The organism is Pseudomonas sp. A1230 (assembly GCF_044218825.1).
Taxonomy (GTDB): domain Bacteria; phylum Pseudomonadota; class Gammaproteobacteria; order Pseudomonadales; family Pseudomonadaceae; genus Aquipseudomonas; species Aquipseudomonas iridis.
In genome coordinates, this window is the sequence record NZ_CP162582.1 from 3656841 (window position 1) to 3675268 (window position 18428).

An 18428-nucleotide genomic window follows, 5' to 3' on the forward strand; every position below is an offset into this window, starting at 1 on the left:
TCTGCTCCATTCCCCCTCCCTTGCCGAGGATGCCGTGCATGACGTCATTCGATCGTTTTCAAGCCGAACCCAGTGCTGACATGGAAAAGCAGCGTGCGGAACTGGCGGCGATCATCCGCCGCAACACCACCGACGATGGCAGCTATCAGACCGCTGTCGGTTCGCTGTTCATGTCGCGCCACACCCGATCCCACGACTTCGCCCCAGTGCTCGCGCAACCGGCGCTGTGCATCATGGCGCAAGGGCGTAAAGAGGTGCGGCTGGCCGATGAGTTCTTCAATTACGACCCGCTGAATTACCTGGTGGTCTCGGTTTCGATGCCGTTGAGCGGGCGAGTGGTTAACGTGTCGCCTGAAGAGCCGATCCTGGCCGTACGCCTGGATATCGACCCGGCAGAAATCACCGCACTGATCGCCGACGCCGGCCCCATGGCCGTGCCGACCCGGCCGACCGGACGCGGCTTGTATGTCGAGAAAATCGACAGCGCGATGCTCGACGCGGTGCTGCGTCTGGCGCGTTTGCTCGATGCACCGAAAGACATCGCCATGCTCGCGCCGCTGATTCGCCGGGAGATTCTCTATCGCCTGTTGCGCAGCCCGCAGGGTCATCGCTTGTATGAGATCGCGATTGCCAACAGCCAGAGCCATCGCATCAGCCAGGCGATCAAGTGGCTCAACGGCAACTTCGAACAGCCGCTGCGTATTGATGATCTGGCCAAAGAAGTGAACCTCAGCGTCTCGACCTTGCATCACCGTTTTAAAGCAATGACAGCGATGAGTCCGCTGCAATATCAGAAGCAGTTGCGCCTGCAAGAGGCGCGGCGCTTGATGCTGGCCGAGGGGCTGGAGGCTTCCGCGGCGGGGTATCGGGTGGGGTATGAAAGCCCGTCGCAATTCAGCCGTGAGTACAGCCGCTTGTTCGGGGCACCGCCGTTAAGGGATCTGGCGCGGTTGCGCTTGTCGGTCTGATCCAGATTATTTGATGCGGCGACGGACCTTTTCGCGGGCAAGCCCGCTCCCACAGGTTTATTGGTGTGCACACATTTTATGCACGACAGCGATTCCTGTGGGAGCGGGCTTGCCCGCGAAGAGGCCAGTCCAGTCAACACATCTCTGTGATCAAACCGCCCGAATCACATGCTTGATCTCCTGAAACGCAGCCAACCCCCAAGGCCCCAATTCACGACCGATGCTGCTCTGTTTGTAACCGCCCCACGCAGCTTGCGGGAAAATCACCTGCGGTGCGTTGAGCCAGACCATCCCCGCCTCCAAGGCATTGGCCACTCGATCCGCCGTGTCAGCATCACGGGTCACCACACTGGCGACCAGACCGAACTGACTGTCATTGGCCAATGCAATCGCCTCGGTTTCGCTGCTGAAACTGCGCACACACACCACCGGCCCGAAAATCTCTTCGCACCACAGCGCACTGTCCAGCGGCACGTCAGTGAACACGGTCGGCTGCAAGAAATATCCACGCGGCAAATGTTCAGGACGATTGCCGCCGCAGAGCAACTTCGCGCCAGCACTCAGCCCCCGATCAATATGCCCAAGCACTCGCTGGTATTGCGCCTGATTGACCAGTGCGCCCATTTCTACTTCCGGGTCGAACGGATCGGCCACGCGAATCGCTTGTGCACGTTTTTGCAGGCGATTGAGGAATTGTTCCTCCAACTCTTCGGCGACCAGCACGCGACTGGTGGCCGAGCACATTTGCCCGGCGTTGAAGAACGCGCCGCCGCAGGCCAGTTCAACTGCCAGATCGATGTCCGCATCCGCCAAAACCAGCAGCGAGGATTTACCGCCCAATTCGAGGCTCACGCCCTTCACGGTTTCGGCGGCCCTCTGCATCACCTGCACGCCAACCGCATTGCTGCCGGTAAAAGAGATTTTGGCGATACGCGGGTCTGCCGACAGCGGCGCCCCCACCGCCAGACCGGTGCCGCAGACCAAATTGAACACACCGTTCGGCAACCCGGACTCAGCAATGATCGCCGCCAGTTCCAGCTCCGGCAGCGGCGTGACCTCCGACGGCTTGAGCACCACGCAGCAACCGGCAGCCAGGGCTGGCGCGAGCTTCCACGCGGTGGTGACCATCGGGAAATTCCACGGCACGATCAGCCCGACCACACCGCATGGCTCGCGGCGCAGACGTGCGCTGAAATCATCGCTGGGCAGCGGCACGTTGCTGTCCTGTTGCGCATCGAGGCCTTCGGCGAGTTCGGCGTAGTACTCGAACGTGGCGATCACGTCATCGACGTCGATGGCCGCTTCGAATAGCGGTTTGCCATTGTTGCTCGACTGCAATGTCATCAAGTGCTCGCGACCGTCGCGCACGCCGTTGGCGATGTTGCGCAGGATCGCGCCGCGCTCGGCGCCCGTGGTTTGTGACCAGTCCTTGAAGGCTTCGACGGCCACGCTCACCGCGTGATCGACAGCCAGTTCATCACCGCCATTGACTGTGGTCAGCAGCGCCTCAGTGGCCGGGTTGATCACCCGCAGATGTTCGCGACCGGCGGACCAGTGGCCGTTGATGTAGAGGCCGTCGAGTGTGGTGGGGAAATTCATCATTGGGCCACCGCCTGCATCCATTGGCTCTGGTCGATTTCAATCACTGTCGGGCCTTGGCGATCGGTCGCGGCACGCAGCGCAACACGCAGTTGTTCAACCGAGCTGATCGCTTCGGCCGCACATCCCAGGGCCTTGGCCACGCCAATGAAGTTCGGGGTGTAAATGTCGACGCCAACCGGTTCGATGGCGCGATTGACCATGTACTTCTTGATCTCCTCGTAGCCTTGGTTATTCCACAGCAGCACGATCACCGGTGTGCGCGCTTCAACGGCGCTGACCAGTTCCGGCAAAGTGAATTGCAGACCTCCGTCGCCAATCAGGCACACCACTGGCGGGCGCGCACCTTGATCGCAATGGCCACCGAGCCATGCACCGATGGCCGCCGGCAAGGCGTAGCCGAGGGTGCCGTAACCGGTCGACGAGTTGAACCAGCGACGCGGGCGCTCCGGGTTGAACGTGAGGTTGCCGGTGTACACCGGTTGCGTGGAGTCGCCGACAAATACTGCGTCCGGTAATTCGTGCAGCACGGTTTCGAGGAAACACGTCTGGGCCCGCGTCGGCGCGTCCCAGGTGGCGGCCAGATCATCGCGCAGACGCGCAGCACGAACCTGACCCCAATCGCTGCTGCGCTCGGCCAGTGGTTTGTGCGACAGCGCACTCAGCAATGCTTGCGCGGCATTGCGCGAGTCGGCGACCAGGGCGACATGCGGCGGATAGTTGCGCACGGTCTGGTCGGCGTCGATATCGATGCGCAGCAGCTTGCCGGGAATCTCGAAACCACCGGCGAAAGTGACGTCGTAATCGGTCTCGGCCAGTTCAGTGCCGATCGCCAACACCACGTCGGCATCGGCGACCAATGCGCGGGTGGCGACCAGGCTTTGCGTCGAGCCGATCAACAGCGGGTGACGGGACGCCAGCATGCCTTTGGCGTTGATGGTCAGCGCCACCGGAGCGTCGAGCAACTCGGCCAATTCGGTGAGTTCGGCGGCGGCATCAATGGCGCCACCGCCGGCAAGAATCAGCGGACGTTTGGCGCCGGCCAGCAGCTCGGTCATGCGGCTCACGGCCGTTGGGGCAGCACCCGCGCGCTCGATGCTGACCGGGACGCTGGCAAGCAGTTCATCGGCCTCTTCTACCAGCACATCCAATGGAATTTCGATGTGCACCGGACGCGGACGGCCGGCCTGGAACAGCGCGAAGGCGCGAGCCAGAATGCCGGGCAGTTCCGACGCCGACATCAGCGTATGGGAGAACGCGGCAACACCGCCGACCAGTGCGCTCTGGTTCGGCAGTTCGTGGAGTTTGCCGCGACCGCCGCCCAACTGACTGCGCGACTGCACGCTGGAGATCACCAGCATCGGGATCGAGTCGGCGTAAGCCTGGCCCATCGCCGTGGTGATGTTGGTCATGCCCGGGCCGGTAATGATGAAGCACACACCCGGTTTGCCGCTGGTGCGCGCATAGCCGTCAGCCATGAATCCGGCGCCCTGTTCATGCCGAGGGGTGACGTGGTTGATGCTCGAACGGGCCAGCCCGCGATACAGTTCCACGGTGTGCACCCCGGGAATGCCGAACACCTGCTCGACCCCGTAACCTTCGAGTAACTTGACCAGTACTTCGCCACACGTCGCCATGTCATTGTCCTTCTTGTTTGATCGATACGCCGAACTGAATGTGGGAGCGAGCCTGCTCGCGAAAGCGGTGTTTCAGTCACAGGATTGCTGAATGTGAAACCGTATTCGCGAGCAGGCTCGCTCCCACATTGATTCGGGGGAATGGGCTCATTGAACGGTCGGCAGGTAGCGGCAACAATCGATTAAAAGTCATACTAGCCATGTCCTCAGGTCATAGCTTGGATCCACATGAAACGACTGCCGCCCCTGCCCGCCCTGCACACGTTCTGGATCACCGCCCAGTGCTGCAACTTCACCCGGGCTGCCGAGCAGTTGCACATCACGCAGGGTGCAGTCAGCCGACAGATCGCCGGGCTGGAAGAGCACTTGGGTTATCCGCTGTTCATTCGCCTGGCTCGAGGGTTGAAGCTGACAGCCGAAGGTCGGGAATGGATGTTGCGCGTGCAACAGATGTTCGGCCTGCTTGGCGAGGCCGTGGAGCAGATCGGCGTGCGCCGTCAGACCCTGCAACTCAAGGCGCCGAGTTGTGTGATGCGCTGGCTTTTGCCACGGTTGCTGCAATGGCAGAAGGAGCGCCCGGACGTGCCGGTGAAACTGACCGCGTCTTTGCAACATGGCGTCGACTTTCAACGTGAGCAGTTCGACGCGGCGGTGATTTATGGAACACCGCCAGACAACTCGCCGGGGGCGTTGCATCTGTTCGATGAACAACTGACGCCGGTCTGTTCGCCACTGCTGCTCAAAGGCTCGCCGGCGCTGAAGACACCCGCCGACCTGCAACAACATCTGCTGCTGCATCCGACTCACGATGTGCAGGACTGGTCGGTGTGGCTGAGCGCCGCCGCACTTCAATTGAACAATGTCAGCAGCGGTCAGCATTTTGAAACGCTGGATCAGGCGATGTCGATGGCGTCCCACGGGACGGGGGTGGCAATCGGTGATTGGTCACTCATCGGTGATGACCTGCACGCGGGAAGACTGGTGATGCCGTTTGAGCTAAAGGTGAAGACCGGGCTGGCTTACTACCTGGTGGTGCCGCAGGGCGGGGAAACTTCGCCGCCACTTGAGGAGTTGATGCTGTGGCTGGTTGAGCAGGCGCACACCCGCTGAACACCTCGTCAAACCAGGAACCCTAATCCCCTGTAGGAGCTGCCGCAGGCTGCGATCTTTTGACTTTTGTTTTTAAAAGACAAGATCAAAAGATCGCAGCCTTCGGCAGCTCCTACACGGGATGTGTGTGTGTGTGTGTGTGTGTGTGTGGGTTCAGAAGCCGACAGCGCGGGGCTGTGCGTCGGTTTAGTAGCCGACAGTAAACCGCTGACGCGAATGCTTCGGCGTTTCCACCTCGTCGATCAGCGCAATCGCGTAATCAGCAAAAGTGATCCAGCTCCGCCCTTCTTCACTCACCAACAGGTGATCCTGGCCGACGCGGAACTTGCCGCTGCGCTCACCTTCGACAAACTCCGCCGACGGTGACAGGAAGGCCCAGTCCAGTTCCTGCTCCTGGCGCAACGCCTCAAGAAACGCAGCACCGGCACTGGCTTCGGTTTTGTACTCCGCCGGGAAACCTGCACTGTCGATCACCCGAGTGTTGTCCGGCAGCAACAGCGAGCCGGCACCGCCGACCACCAACAAGCGTTTCACACCCGCCTGCTTGACCGGCCCGACAATGGCGCTGGCCGGCACCGTGGCGAAATGCGCGGCGGTGATCACCACATCGTGTCCCGCCACGGCGTCTTGCAGCGCTGCTGAATCCAGCACATCGACACTCTTGCCGACCACACCGGCACGCGAACCGATCTTCGAAGTATCGCGGGCAATGGCAGTGACGCTATGACCGCGACGCAGGGCTTCTTCCAGCAGTTGGCTACCGGCACGACCGGTGGCACCAATGATTGCGATTTTGCTCATGACATTCTCCAGTTGGCTTGAGAGTGCTGCTTGTTCAGAATCGGGTTACCACTGCATCTCACCCTTGGCGACTTTCGCGCTCAGTTCCAGCGAGCTTTCCTCGCCCAGCGTCGGGTAGCGCTTTTTCATCGCGGCGATCAGTGCGGCGGAGTCCTTGGCTTTGGCGGTTTCTGCGTCGAACGCTTTAATGTAGTCGGCGGTGAATTTAACGCTCGCCAGCGAACGGCTGCCATCACCCAGGTAATGTCCCGGCACCACGGTTTTCGGTTTCAGGGTTTCGATCGAGTGCAACGTTGCCAGCCAATCGGCGTGGGATTGCGCGGTCTGGGTGTCGGCCATCCAGACGTGGATGTTCTCGGCGACGACCACGCCACCGACCACGGCCTTGAGCGACGGAATCCATACGAAGCTGCGATCAGGTTGTTTGCCGTCCAGCCCGATCACCTGCAACTTCTGCCCTTCGAGCATCAGGCTGTCGCCCTTGAGGACGCCCGGCACGATGGTTTTGGCAGGGACGTCGGCGCCCATTTTCGGGCCCCAGAACGCGAGTTTTCCTTCGACGGTTTTGTTGATGTGATCCACGGTCGGCTGCGAGGCCAGCACCTTGGCGTCAGGGAAGGCTTGGGTCAGGGTATCGAGGCCGAAGTAGTAATCCGGATCACCGTGGCTGATGTAAATGGTGGTCAGGTGCTTGCCGCTGGCGCGGATCTTTTCCACCACCTGTTCAGCCTGGGATTTGCCGAACTGCGCGTCGACCAGAATGGCGTCTTTTTCACCGCTGACCAGCACCGAGGTCACCGGGAAGATTGCCTGGGTGCCCGGGTTATAGACATCAAGGGTCAGGTTGGCAGCGGCCGCATGGGCGGCGAAGCCGAGGGAGGCCGTGGCGAGTAAAACGCGTTTGATTGTGGTGAAGCCGATCATCTGTTGCTCCAGTGTCCGAAATGCCGTGTCTGGCGATGGGACAGAGCTTAGTTGCCTGAGTCAGTGCAAAAAATGCGATGCTTGAACATAGTTTGTTTCTGAAAGCGGGCAAATCATGGATCGTCTCCAAGCAATGCGTGTATTCGTCACGGTGGTGGACCTGGGCAGCCAGTCGGCCGCCGCCGATCATCTGGACCTGTCACGCCCGGTGGTTTCGCGTTATCTGGCAGAACTGGAAGACTGGGTCGGTGCACGCTTGATGCACCGCACCACGCGCAAATTGAGCCTGACCGCTGCCGGCAGTGAAATCCTGCCGCGTTGCCGGCAGATGATCGAACTGTCCAGCGACATGCAAGCCGCCGTCAGTGAACCCGACGATGCGCCGCGCGGGTTGCTGCGGATCAGCGTCAGCACCTCGTTCGGCCAGGCGCAACTGGCCGATGCGATGGCGGCTTACGTCAAGCGCTATCCGGGCGTGAGCATTGACCTGCAGATGCTCGATCGCACGGTGAATCTGGTGGATGAGCGGATCGACCTGGCGATTCGCACCAGCAATGATCTGGACCCCAACCTGATTGCCCGGCGCCTGACGGTGTGCCGCTCGGTGGTCTGCGCGACCCCGGCGTATCTGCGTGAAAATCCGCCGCCACAGCGCGTCGAAGACCTCAGCCGGCACAACTGCCTGACCCACTCGTATTTCGGCAAGAGTCTGTGGCACTTCGAAGAGGACGGCGAGCAGGTGTCCGTGCCGGTGCAGGGCAACATCAGCGCCAACGAGGCCAGCACGCTGTTACGTGCGACCCTGGCCGGCGCCGGGGTGGCGATGCTGCCGACGTATCAGGCTGGGGGGCATATTCATGCGGGTGAATTGATTCGGCTGCTGCCTCATGCCGAGCCGCGACAGATGAACATCTACGCGGTGTACGCGTCACGCAAGCACATGCCGACGGCGTTGCGCAGTCTGCTGGATTTTCTGGTGGTGAGGTTTCCCGAGAATCCTGAATGGGATGTGGGTCTCTAAACCCTTTTCCCACAGGGATCCATCACTGTTCTGAATGTCGCGTTACATGTGCCATCGCGCTGGCTGGCAAGTCCTTGGCACTGACCTATGCTGAATGTAATACCGCAGAGTATTCGTTCAGAGGTCGAACACCATGAACATCAAAACAAGAAGGTACTGCGCGATTTTCATCACCTGCGCCGCCACGCTCGCGCTGTATGGCACTGCGGCCTGGCGGGTCGAGCAGCAGCGACAACTGCCCCGTGACTACGCGAGTTGCAACTTCGAGCGCTGCATTCCGCACAATGCCACGCTGAACGCGTTGCGCTGATTCAGCTGACTGGAATGCGATCCTGTGGGAGCTGGCTTGCCAGCGATTGCGGACTCACATTCAACATTGATGTCGACTGAGGCACCGCCATCGCTGGCAAGCCAGCTCCCACAGGTTTTTGCAGCGTTTATGAGGCTACTGCTCGGCTTTTAACCGGTCGCGAAACGCCTTTGGCGATATCCCCACCCGACGCCTGAACAAACGCGTGAAGTTGGTCGGATCGGAAAACCCCAACAATTCCGACATCTCATAAATCGTCATGCTGGTATAAGTCAGCAAGCGCTTGGCTTCCAGTAACTGACGCTCGTGCATGATCTGCAACGCCGGTTGCCCCGCCAGCTCACGGCATGTGCCGTTGAGGTGCGACACCGAAATGCCTAGCCGATGCGCCAGATCCTCAACCTTCACATGCTGGCGATAAGTCTCTTCCACCAGTTGGATAAAACCATTGAGGTATTCACGCTGGCGCTGTGGCCGCTGGCTGGCCTTGTGGCGAACAATTGCCTGACGACTGACCCAAACCATGATCACGCTGACCAGCGCATGCATGAGCATTTCCCGCGCCGGTTGATGGCCGTTGTACTCAGCCTGCAACGCTGAAAACAGGCTGTTCAAATAATCGTCATCGTTGCCCGCCGAATAGGCATGCGCCTGCGCCAACGCGTGCACCGCGTCGCCCAGTTGCGCCTGCAAGTGATGGATCAGCGGCGTTGCGAGAGTAACGATGAACCCTTCAACGTCCTCGGTAAAGCGAAAGCCATGCACCGACAGCGGCGGCAGGACTTGAATCGCGGGTGTTTCGAGCTGGGTGCGCTGGCCTTCGATTTCAAGCTCTGCCTGACCTTTGAATACGAAGAGCAACTGACACAAATCGGCGTGGCGGTGGGGTTTGATTTCCCATTGATGTTCGCGACTGCGTGAGGAAATGGTTTCACAGTGCAGCAAGTCAGGGGTCGGCCAGTCCAGGCTTTCACCGTAGAGCTTGAACACTGGAATCGAAGGCAGCTCGGGCTTGTTCATCACTTCAATCCAGGCCTCTTGTGTTGCGGGCGATAATCGCCCCGATTGGCAGAATGTACAGGTATCGGCTCAGTTTTCACCTTCAATTGACAGACCCGCAAGGGAAAAATGCAAGCACTCGATCCATAAAAATCATTCACCGGCGAATGTCCCGTGAAGCTTGCGAGTCATAAAAACAATGAAAACGCTAAAAACCCAAGTCGCCATCATCGGCGCCGGTCCGTCCGGATTGCTCCTCGGCCAGCTGCTGCATAACGCCGGCATCGACACCCTCATCATCGAGCGTCAGACACCTGACTATGTGCTCGGGCGGATCCGCGCCGGTGTGCTTGAACAAGGCATGGTAGAGCTGTTGCGTGAGGCGGGCGTCGGTCAGCGAATGGATGCCGAAGGGTTGGTGCACGGAGGGTTCGATCTGGCTTTGAACGGGCGCCAGGTGCACATCGATCTGCATGCTTTGACCGGTGGCCAGAACGTGATGATCTATGGCCAGACCGAAGTCACCCGCGACCTGATGGCCGCTCGTCGGGAGGCGGGGGCGACGACGATTTACGCAGCGAGCGATGTCGTTCCTCACGGCATGAAAAGCGACGAAGCTTTTGTCACCTTCGAAAAGGATGGCGAAACCTGGCGTGTCGATTGCGATTACATCGCCGGTTGCGACGGTTTCCACGGTGTCGCCCGCCAGTCGATTCCGGCTGATTGCCTGAAGGTGTTCGAGCGGGTGTATCCATTCGGCTGGCTGGGGATTCTCGCCGACACCCCGCCCGTGCATGACGAGCTGGTCTACGCCCGCCACGAGCGGGGTTTTGCCCTGTGCAGCATGCGCTCGGCGACTCGCACCCGGTATTACCTGCAAGTGCCCGCAGACGAAAACGTCGACGACTGGTCCGATCAGCGCTTCTGGGATGAACTGAAACGTCGCTTGCCCGCAGAGCTTGCAGAGAAACTGGTCACCGGTCCGTCGATTGAAAAAAGCATCGCGCCGCTGCGCAGTTTTGTCGTCGAGCCGATGCAGTACGGGAGGATGTTTCTGGTGGGTGATGCCGCGCACATCGTCCCGCCCACGGGTGCCAAGGGTTTGAATCTGGCGGCCAGCGACGTCAGCACACTGTTCAACATTCTGCTGAAGGTCTATCGCGACGGTCGCACGGAGCTACTGGAGAAATACTCCGAGATCTGTCTGCGCCGGGTGTGGAAGGCCGAGCGTTTTTCCTGGTGGATGACCTCGATGCTGCATCGCTTCGACGATCACGATGCTTTCAGCCAACGCATCAGCGCCTCGGAACTGGACTACTTCGTCAGTTCAGAAGCCGGCCGAAAAACCATTGCAGAAAATTACGTCGGACTTCCGTACGAGGCTATCGAATAGCCTGCTACCGACTTACACTGGCGAGCATCCCCCGCTCGCCAGCGGGTTCATCTCTGCCCGCAGGTTCTGTCCGTGTCCAATCTCAACCAGCCTGAAACGCCCAAACCGGCCATTCGCAGCGTGCTGGTCGCGCTGATGATGGCGATTTTTCTGGGTGCGCTGGATCAGACCATCGTTGCCGTGTCGATGCCGGCCATCTCCGCACAGTTCAAGGATGTCAGCCTGCTGGCCTGGGTGATTTCCGGGTACATGGTGGCGATGACCGTGGCGGTGCCGATCTACGGCAAACTCGGTGATTTGTACGGGCGACGCAAACTGATGTTGTTCGGCATGGGCCTGTTTACGTTGGCTTCGCTGTTCTGCGGCATGGCGCAAAGCATGGAGCAACTGGTGCTGGCGCGGATCCTTCAGGGGATCGGTGCGGGCGGGATGATCTCGGTCAGCCAGGCGATCATCGGCGACATCGTGCCGCCGCGCGAACGTGGCCGCTATCAGGGTTATTTCAGCAGCATGTACGCGGTCGCGAGCGTCGCCGGCCCGGTGCTGGGCGGCTACATGACCGAGTACCTGTCGTGGCGCTGGGTGTTTCTGATCAACCTGCCGCTGGGCCTCGGGGCCTGGTGGGTGGCCAATCGCAATCTGCGCGGGCTGCCGATTCCGCAGCGCAAACCGATCATCGATTACCTCGGCACAGTACTGATGATCATTGGCCTGACCGCGTTGTTGCTCGGCATCACGCAGGTCGGTCAGGGCCATTCGTGGCGCAGCAGCGAAGTGCTGGGGTTGTTCGCTTGTGCGGTCGTGGTGTTGGCGATTTTCGTCTGGCACGAGCGTCGCGCACGGGAGCCGTTGTTGCCGATGCATCTGTTCGCCAACCGTAATGCGTTGCTGTGCTGGTGCACGATTTTCTTCACCAGTTTCCAGGCGATTTCGCTGATCGTGTTGATGCCGCTGCGCTTTCAAACCGTCACCGGTGCCGGCGCCGACAGCGCCGCGCTGCACCTGCTGCCGCTGGCCATGGGGCTGCCGATCGGGGCATTTTTTGCCGGCCGGCGCACGTCCATCACCGGGCGCTACAAACCGCAAATTCTGACGGGTGCGATCCTGATGCCGATCTCGATTGTCGGCATGGCGTTCAGCCCGCCCGAGGCGACGCTGATGAGCGGGTTGTTCATGGTACTCAGCGGTATTGCCGGCGGCATGCAGTTCCCGACTTCATTGGTCGGCACGCAGAACTCGGTGGAGCAACGCGACATTGGCGTCGCCACCAGCACCACCAACCTGTTTCGTTCGCTGGGCGGCGCGGTGGGCGTGGCGTTGATGTCGGCGCTGTTGCTGGCGTTGCTGCAGGATTCGAATTTCGCCCATTTGGCGAGCAGTTCGCTGATCAACGAGGGACATTCCGGCAATGTGCTGCTGGACGGTTTGAACGCGGCACCGGGTGATGCACAGAATGCCTTGCGCGCGGAGCTTGCGGTGACCTTCCGGCATTTGCTGTGGGTCAGCGCGGCGGTGTCGCTACTGGGGCTGGCAGCGGCGATTGCGATGCCGAACAACCTGCTGCGCGGACGTGAGCACGGCGCGAAATAGCACGCGCATGACAAAAACCTGTGGGAGCGGGCTTGCCCGCGATGGCGTCGTGTCAGTCAACGTGGCTTTGTCTGATCTGACGCTATCGCGGGCAAGCCCGCTCCCACAGGATCTGGGTGATCAAGGACTGTAATACCCAACAGCCACCAGAAAATGCCCGACCTTCTTCAGGTACGCATGCTTGTCTTCGATCTTGCCGGTCACCGGGTTCTTCCAGCGGTATTCGTATTCGCCGTCATCCTGCTTGCCAATCAGCGCCAGAATCGGCTCGCCCACCGGCTTGCCCTCCGGGTCCTTGATCTTGCCGAAGTCGGTATTGATCAGGCGCAGGTTGGTGCCGTGGGCGACATAGCGCTGGGTATTCAGATCGACCACGAACACATACAGGTCATCCTGCAGATAGCCGCCCTTGAGCGAATTGATCGCCGTCAGCGTGCCTTTTTCGTCTTTGCCAAGATCCGTGGCAGCTTTGTCGAGCAATGCCTTGGCTTGTTCTGCCGACGCACGGGGCAGGTAGTAACCGACCGCGAGGATGCGCTGGCCGATGCGCTGATAAAACACGTGCTTGCGTTCGACCTTGCCGTCGGACCAGTTCTGCCAACGGTATTCGGCCTGCTGAATGCCGTTGCCTTCCGGTACCCGCAACGCTTCCTTGAAGGCTTTTTGCAGATCAGGACCGAGCACTTCACTGACATTGCGGCCGATCAACGCCGATGACGGGCCGCCACTGGCAAGCATCACGCCTTGGGTGTCGAGCACAAACACGTAGCGGTCCTTGTCGACAAACTCGCCCTGGCGACTGAACGCGGCGAACGCCTTGTCACCGTTGTCGTGGTAATAGGCCAGTGCTTTTTCCAGCAGGGCAATAGCGGCCTTGCTGTCATCCTTCTCCGTCGTTGCGGCGCTGGCTTGTCCCAACCCCACTAACAGCATCACGCCGAGCCAGGCCACTTTATGCAAAAACCCCATGACGCATCCCTCGTTCTTGTTGGTGTTCCAAGAGCGTAGACGGGTTGGGGTTATGTATGGATATTCAGAATGATGCAGGGGATTGCAGAGCCCAGTGCGGTGAGGGGAATCAACTCCATCACCGCAAGGGCTCTTCGCGGCATTTGATCAAGCGTTACGGCCGCGCATTGATCTGCTGCTGCAGGTTCTGGATCTGCGCCGACAGCGTGTTGAGGTTGCGGGTCATCTGGCCACGAAACGCATCGAACTCGGCCGTGTTGCCGCCACCCTGTGGCGTGGCCGGGCGGTTGTCCTGCATGCTTTTGAGGACGACGATTTCCTGCGCCAGACGATCAATCTCGGCGCTCGGGTTGCCCTGCTTCTTCAACGCCGCGATATCCGCGCCAAGGCTCTTGAACTGGGCATCGAAAGCCTTGAGCTGAGCGTCGACCTTACTGGTGTCGGCCGTAGTGCTTTTAATGGTTGCCAGCTCTGCGCCCAGGGCTTTTACCTGCGCTTGCAGTTGAGTATTGGCAGCCTGCTGCTCGGTGGTCTGGGCAGACATCTGCGCCAGACGCTTGTCCAGATCACTGGCCTGCCCCGCCACACCCTGCTGCTGTTTGCTTTGATCGAGCAGCTTGCCTTCCAGCTGTTTGATCTGCAGCCTCAAGGCCTCGCTGTCGGTGCTGACGTTGGTCTGGCTGGCGACGACCTTGCCGGAAATATCCTGCAAGCGCCCCGCCGCTTCCTCGCTGATCCGCGCGAAACTTTCCTGGGTGGCCACCAGTTGCTGTTCCATCAGCGATATCTGCTGAAAACTCCACCATGCCAAGCCGATGAACGCGAAGAACAGTGCGCCAACCAACGCCCACAGCGGCCCGGTGCTGGCGGCCTTGACCTTGACCACCGGCGGTGTACGCGAGTGCACGGTGGTGCGGGAAGTGGTCGGAATGTCATCGTCGTCGAAGGTATCGGCACGCAGGCTCGGTACATCATCGAAATCGTCGTGGGCATCATTACGCATGGACATTGAGGCAACCTTTGTGAATCGCGGTGATGGCTAAATGCTGCGAAGTATAACCGCGCAGCCGCTGGGATTGACCCTCAAGCGGCGATGCGGTTCATTGCCGGCCGGCCGATTGGTATCCACGCGTTTCAGCGAATGTCCTGGGCTTTCCACCAACCGCAGAACTCGTCGAGGGCCGTCCACAGGCTGACTTTCGGATCGTAGTCCAGATAATGCCGTGCGCGGCTGATGTCGAGGGTGAAGTTTTTCTTCATGACCTGCATACCCAAGCGCGACAGCGTCGGCTCGGGACGCCCTGGCCAGAGTTTGCAGGCACCTTCATTCAGCGCTGCAGCGCTGTAGGCCAGAGCGTAGGACCGGTATCTGGTGACCTGTGGAACGTCCATTTTGCGCATCACGTAATTGACCACATCCCACAACGGCACTGGCGCGCCGTTGCTGATGTTGTAGGCCTTGCCCAGCGCGGAGCCGGCCGCCAGCAGACTGCTGAGCAGCGCTTCGTTGAGGTTGTGCACGCTGGTGAAATCGACCTTGTTCAGGCCGTTGCCGATGATCGCCAGACGGCCCTTGCGCTGCATGTTCAGCAGGCGCGGAAAAATGCTCATGTCGCCGGCGCCAGTCACGAAGCGCGGGCGCAGGGCGATGGTTTCCAGGCCGAATTCCTGTGCGCCGAAGACCTTTTGCTCGGCCAGGTACTTGGTCGCGGCATAGGGATGCTTGAAGCGTTTGGGCACCTGTTCTTCAGTCAGCCCCAGGTGATCGCGACCATCGAAATAAATCGATGGCGAGGACAAGTGGACGAGACGGCGAACCCGTTGTTTCAAGCACGCTTCGACGACGTTCTCGGTGACCTGCACATTGCCCTGATGGAAGTCTTGATAACGGCCCCACAATCCGACGGCGCCAGCACAATGCACCACGGCCTCGACGTCGGCGCAGAGGTCGCGCACCAGTTGCGGATCCGTCAAATCACCCGGGACGAACTCGGCGCCACGACGCACCAGATGCTCGACGCTTTCGGCCCGGCGCCCATTGACCCGCACATCCAGGCCTTGCTCCAGGGCGAAACGCGCAAAGCGCCCGCCAATGAAGCCGCTTGCGCCGGTGACCAGAATTTTCATGTAGAGCTCCAACAAAACCAGCTGCGAGCTTCAAGCTTCGAGCTGCAAGATAAAAACAGTGCGCAAGCTTCACTTGTCGCTTGCAGCTTGACGCTTACAGCTGCTTCAAGGGCACCAGCCATTGCGCTGAACAACGTACCAATTGCTCGGTCAGCAAGCCCAGCAGTTGACCGCCATTGCGCCAATGATGCCAGTACAACGGCACATCGATCGGTTTATCTGGCAACAGTTCGCGCAATACGCCGCGTTGCAATTGCTCGCGCACTTGCAGTTCCGGCACCAAGCCCCAGCCCAGACCGGCCTCCGTCAGCCGGATAAAACCTTCGGAGGACGGGCACAAATGGTGCTCGAAGCCGCCATCCACACCCAGCGATGCCAGATAGCGATGTTGAAGGAAATCGTCCGGGCCAAACACCAGCGCCGGAGTGCGCGGCAGTTGTTCAGCGCGCACGCCATCGGGGAAATGCCGCTCGATGAACGCCGGGCTGGCCAGTGCGCGATAGCGCATGGCGCCGAGCAAGACACTGCGCGCGCCTGCTACCGGACGTTCGCTGGCGCATAGGCAAGCGGCCACTTCACCGGCGCGCATGCGTTTGAGGCCGACGGTCTGGTCTTCGACGATCAGGTCGAGCAACAGATGTTGTTCGGCGCAGAAATCCCCCACCGCTGACGCCCACCACGTGGCGAGGCTGTCGGCGTTGAGGGCAATACGCAGGCGTTCCGGCAGCCCTTCTTCATCCAATGCAGGCACGAGGGTCTGCAAGTCGCGCTCAAGCAAGCGCACCTGCTGCACATGGTTGAGCAGACGCCGGCCTATCTCGGTGGGCGCCGGCGGTGTGCCGCGCACCAGCACCGGTTGGCCGACCCGCGCTTCCAGCAGTTTGATGCGCTGCGAGATCGCCGATTGCGACAAACCCAGCACCTGCGCTGCGCGTTCGAATCCTGCCTGCTCGACCACGGCGGCCAGAGCGGAAAGCAATTTATAGTCGAACATCAGTTTTCCTAATGAGCGATCAGCATTATTGGTTTTTCTTATACAGCTTTCGACCGGACAATAGCCAGCAAGCACTCTTTATCAAGGACTACCCCAATGGCTGGCGAAACTTCACTCACGACCTTGCTGCGCAGCATGAGTCCGCAACTCAATGCCGGCGAATACGTGTTCTGCACCCTGCGCGACAGCCAGTTGCCGAGCGGTCTGGAGATTGTCGGCAGCTTTCGTGAACAGGAAGGGCTGACCGTGATTCTCGAACGTTCCCACGCCGAGCAGGCCGGTTTCAGCTTCGACTACGTGGCCGCATGGATCACCCTCAACGTGCATTCGGCGCTGGAAGCCGTCGGTCTCACCGCAGCGTTCGCCACCGCACTGGGCAAGGCCGGCATCAGTTGCAACGTGATCGCCGGTTACTACCACGATCATTTGTTTGTCGGCCAGGCCGACGCCGAGCGCGCCATGCAAGTGCTGCGCGATCTCGCAGCCAACGCGGAGTAAATCTTATGTGGCAAAGCTATGTGAACGGTTTGCTGGTGGCGTTGGGGTTGATCATGGCGATCGGCACGCAAAACGCTTTTGTCCTGGCGCAAAGCCTGCGACGTGAACACCACCTCCCGGTGGCGGCGCTATGCGTGGTGTGCGATGCGCTGCTGGTGGCGGCCGGGGTTTTCGGTCTGGCGACGATTCTGGCGCAAAGTCCGACGCTGCTGGCGATCGCCCGCTGGGGCGGCGCGACCTTCCTGATCTGGTACGGCAGCCAGGCGCTACGCCGGGCGTTTTCGAAGCAAAGCCTGGATCAGGGCGGGAACCAGACTGTGCGTTCGCTGCGGGCGGTGATGCTCAGTGCGCTGGCGGTGACGTTGCTCAACCCGCATGTTTATCTGGATACGGTGTTGCTGATCGGCTCGCTCGGTGCTCAGCAGTCGGTGCCTGGCGCTTACGTGGTGGGCGCGGCGAGTGCGTCACTGCTGTGGTTTTTCACTTTGGCGATAGGGGCTGCGTGGTTGGCGCCCTGGCTGGCTCGACCAGGCACGTGGCGGATTCTCGATCTGTTGGTGGCGGTGATGATGTTCACGGTGGCGGGACAGTTGATACTTGCCTCCTGAATATTCCAAACCGCTCTGGAACCTCTATCCCACACAGTTGTTGCGTGGTTAAGCCGCAACCCCGGTGCTATGATCCGAACCCTGCGCCGCAAAGAGTAAAAACTCGTCGGTGCATTTCTGGCCGCCCGTGATCGGCCTTGCGCTCACCGCAACAGACCTGATTAGGAGAATCATCATGGCTTTCGAATTGCCGCCGCTGCCTTACGCACACGATGCCTTGCAGCCGCACATTTCCAAGGAAACCCTGGAATTTCACCACGACAAGCACCACAACACCTACGTCGTGAACCTGAACAACCTGGTGCCAGGCACCGAGTTCGAAGGCAAGACCCTGGAAGAAATCGTCAAGACTTCCTCGGGCGGCATCTTCAACAACGCCGCTCAGGTCTGGAACCACACTTTCTACTGGAACTGCCTGGCGCCAAACGCTGGCGGTCAACCAACCGGCGCACTGGCTGAAGCCATCAACGCAGCCTTCAGTTCGTTCGACAAGTTCAAGGAAGAGTTCAGCAAAACCTCGATCGGCACCTTCGGTTCCGGCTGGGGCTGGCTGGTGAAAAAGGCTGACGGTTCCCTGGCTCTGGCCAGCACCATCGGCGCCGGCAACCCGCTGACCAGCGGCGACACCCCGCTGCTGACCTGCGACGTCTGGGAACACGCTTACTACATCGACTACCGCAACGTTCGTCCGAAGTATGTCGAAGCGTTCTGGAACCTGGTCAACTGGAAGTTTGTTGCTGAGCAGTTCGAAGGCAAAACCTTCACTGCTTAAGCTGTACGCCAGATAAAAAACCCGGCCATGGCCGGGTTTTTTTATGCCTGCGATTTATATAGGAGCTACCGCAGGTTCGGGCGGCCTTCAGCAGCGCCTGCAGGAGAA

Annotated in this window: 18 protein-coding genes; 9 read left to right on the forward strand and 9 right to left on the reverse strand. The window is 60.1% G+C overall.

Going from position 1 to position 18428, the window contains the following annotated elements:
• The first annotated feature begins 38 nt into the window (after positions 1–38).
• A complete protein-coding gene (locus AB4P97_RS17135; RefSeq protein ID WP_042560688.1) occupies positions 39–968 on the forward strand; it encodes an AraC family transcriptional regulator in 930 nt (309 codons plus the stop codon).
• Positions 969–1118: 150 nt separating this feature from the next.
• Here the strand turns inward: AB4P97_RS17135 and AB4P97_RS17140 are convergent, their stop codons facing one another.
• Complete coding sequence (locus tag AB4P97_RS17140) at positions 1119–2567, reverse strand: aldehyde dehydrogenase family protein (RefSeq protein ID WP_395601387.1); 1449 nt, start codon at positions 2565–2567, stop codon at positions 1119–1121.
• Entirely contained in the window at positions 2567–4204 is a 1638-nt protein-coding gene (locus tag AB4P97_RS17145) for a 5-guanidino-2-oxopentanoate decarboxylase (RefSeq protein WP_395601388.1), read from the reverse strand. Before AB4P97_RS17145 ends, AB4P97_RS17140 begins: the two co-directional genes overlap by 1 nt.
• 228 nt (positions 4205–4432) lie before the next feature.
• Here AB4P97_RS17145 and AB4P97_RS17150 point away from each other — a divergent pair, with 228 nt between their 5' ends.
• Positions 4433–5314: a LysR substrate-binding domain-containing protein gene (locus AB4P97_RS17150; RefSeq protein ID WP_042560691.1), complete on the forward strand. Its 882-nt coding sequence runs from the start codon at positions 4433–4435 to the stop codon at positions 5312–5314.
• A 186-nt stretch (positions 5315–5500) separates the two neighbouring features.
• On the opposite strand, the gene AB4P97_RS17155 is transcribed toward AB4P97_RS17150, so the two are convergent.
• Both AB4P97_RS17155 and AB4P97_RS17160 read right to left on the reverse strand, forming a co-directional pair.
• Complete coding sequence (locus tag AB4P97_RS17155) at positions 5501–6115, reverse strand: NAD(P)-dependent oxidoreductase (RefSeq protein ID WP_395601389.1); 615 nt, start codon at positions 6113–6115, stop codon at positions 5501–5503.
• Between the two features lie 45 nt (positions 6116–6160).
• On the reverse strand, positions 6161–7039 hold the full coding sequence (locus AB4P97_RS17160) for an MBL fold metallo-hydrolase (RefSeq protein ID WP_395601390.1): 879 nt from the start codon (positions 7037–7039) through the stop codon (positions 6161–6163).
• A gap of 115 nt (positions 7040–7154) precedes the next feature.
• Between AB4P97_RS17160 and AB4P97_RS17165 the strand changes: the two genes are divergently transcribed.
• Together AB4P97_RS17165 and AB4P97_RS17170 are read left to right on the forward strand one after the other, a co-directional pair.
• Positions 7155–8060 carry a LysR family transcriptional regulator gene (locus tag AB4P97_RS17165; protein WP_220182553.1) on the forward strand — a complete coding sequence of 302 codons (906 nt, stop codon included), beginning with the start codon at positions 7155–7157 and terminating at the stop codon, positions 8058–8060.
• 133 nt (positions 8061–8193) lie between these two features.
• Entirely contained in the window at positions 8194–8370 is a 177-nt protein-coding gene (locus tag AB4P97_RS17170) for a hypothetical protein (RefSeq protein ID WP_395601391.1), read from the forward strand.
• A gap of 135 nt (positions 8371–8505) precedes the next feature.
• On the opposite strand, the gene AB4P97_RS17175 is transcribed toward AB4P97_RS17170, so the two are convergent.
• The gene (locus AB4P97_RS17175; protein ID WP_395601392.1) at positions 8506–9390 is read right to left on the reverse strand and encodes a helix-turn-helix domain-containing protein; all 885 of its coding nucleotides are present in this window, start codon (positions 9388–9390) and stop codon (positions 8506–8508) included.
• Between the two features lie 178 nt (positions 9391–9568).
• Here AB4P97_RS17175 and pobA point away from each other — a divergent pair, with 178 nt between their 5' ends.
• Positions 9569–10762, forward strand: a complete 1194-nt coding sequence (gene pobA, locus AB4P97_RS17180) for a 4-hydroxybenzoate 3-monooxygenase (protein ID WP_273877563.1) — start codon at positions 9569–9571, stop codon at positions 10760–10762.
• Between the two features lie 72 nt (positions 10763–10834).
• A complete protein-coding gene (locus AB4P97_RS17185) occupies positions 10835–12352 on the forward strand; it encodes an MDR family MFS transporter (protein WP_042560697.1) in 1518 nt (505 codons plus the stop codon).
• A gap of 120 nt (positions 12353–12472) precedes the next feature.
• On the opposite strand, the gene AB4P97_RS17190 is transcribed toward AB4P97_RS17185, so the two are convergent.
• The 4 genes from AB4P97_RS17190 to AB4P97_RS17205 form a co-directional block, all read right to left on the reverse strand.
• Positions 12473–13321, reverse strand: coding sequence for a cache domain-containing protein (locus AB4P97_RS17190; RefSeq protein WP_042560698.1), 849 nt, complete (start codon positions 13319–13321; stop codon positions 12473–12475).
• A gap of 154 nt (positions 13322–13475) precedes the next feature.
• Complete coding sequence (locus AB4P97_RS17195; RefSeq protein WP_042560699.1) at positions 13476–14330, reverse strand: ATPase; 855 nt, start codon at positions 14328–14330, stop codon at positions 13476–13478.
• A gap of 125 nt (positions 14331–14455) precedes the next feature.
• Positions 14456–15448: an NAD(P)-dependent oxidoreductase gene (locus AB4P97_RS17200; RefSeq protein ID WP_042560700.1), complete on the reverse strand. Its 993-nt coding sequence runs from the start codon at positions 15446–15448 to the stop codon at positions 14456–14458.
• Positions 15449–15542: 94 nt separating this feature from the next.
• Positions 15543–16442: a LysR family transcriptional regulator ArgP gene (locus AB4P97_RS17205; RefSeq protein WP_042560701.1), complete on the reverse strand. Its 900-nt coding sequence runs from the start codon at positions 16440–16442 to the stop codon at positions 15543–15545.
• Positions 16443–16538: 96 nt separating this feature from the next.
• Here AB4P97_RS17205 and AB4P97_RS17210 point away from each other — a divergent pair, with 96 nt between their 5' ends.
• From AB4P97_RS17210 to AB4P97_RS17220, 3 genes are all read left to right on the forward strand, one after another.
• Positions 16539–16940 (forward strand): ACT domain-containing protein, encoded by a 402-nt coding sequence (locus AB4P97_RS17210; protein WP_047302843.1) that lies wholly within the window; start codon positions 16539–16541, stop codon positions 16938–16940.
• A 5-nt stretch (positions 16941–16945) separates the two neighbouring features.
• Positions 16946–17548 (forward strand): LysE/ArgO family amino acid transporter, encoded by a 603-nt coding sequence (locus AB4P97_RS17215; protein WP_042560703.1) that lies wholly within the window; start codon positions 16946–16948, stop codon positions 17546–17548.
• A gap of 175 nt (positions 17549–17723) precedes the next feature.
• The gene (locus tag AB4P97_RS17220; protein WP_395601393.1) at positions 17724–18320 is read left to right on the forward strand and encodes a superoxide dismutase; all 597 of its coding nucleotides are present in this window, start codon (positions 17724–17726) and stop codon (positions 18318–18320) included.
• Positions 18321–18428 lie beyond the last annotated feature (108 nt).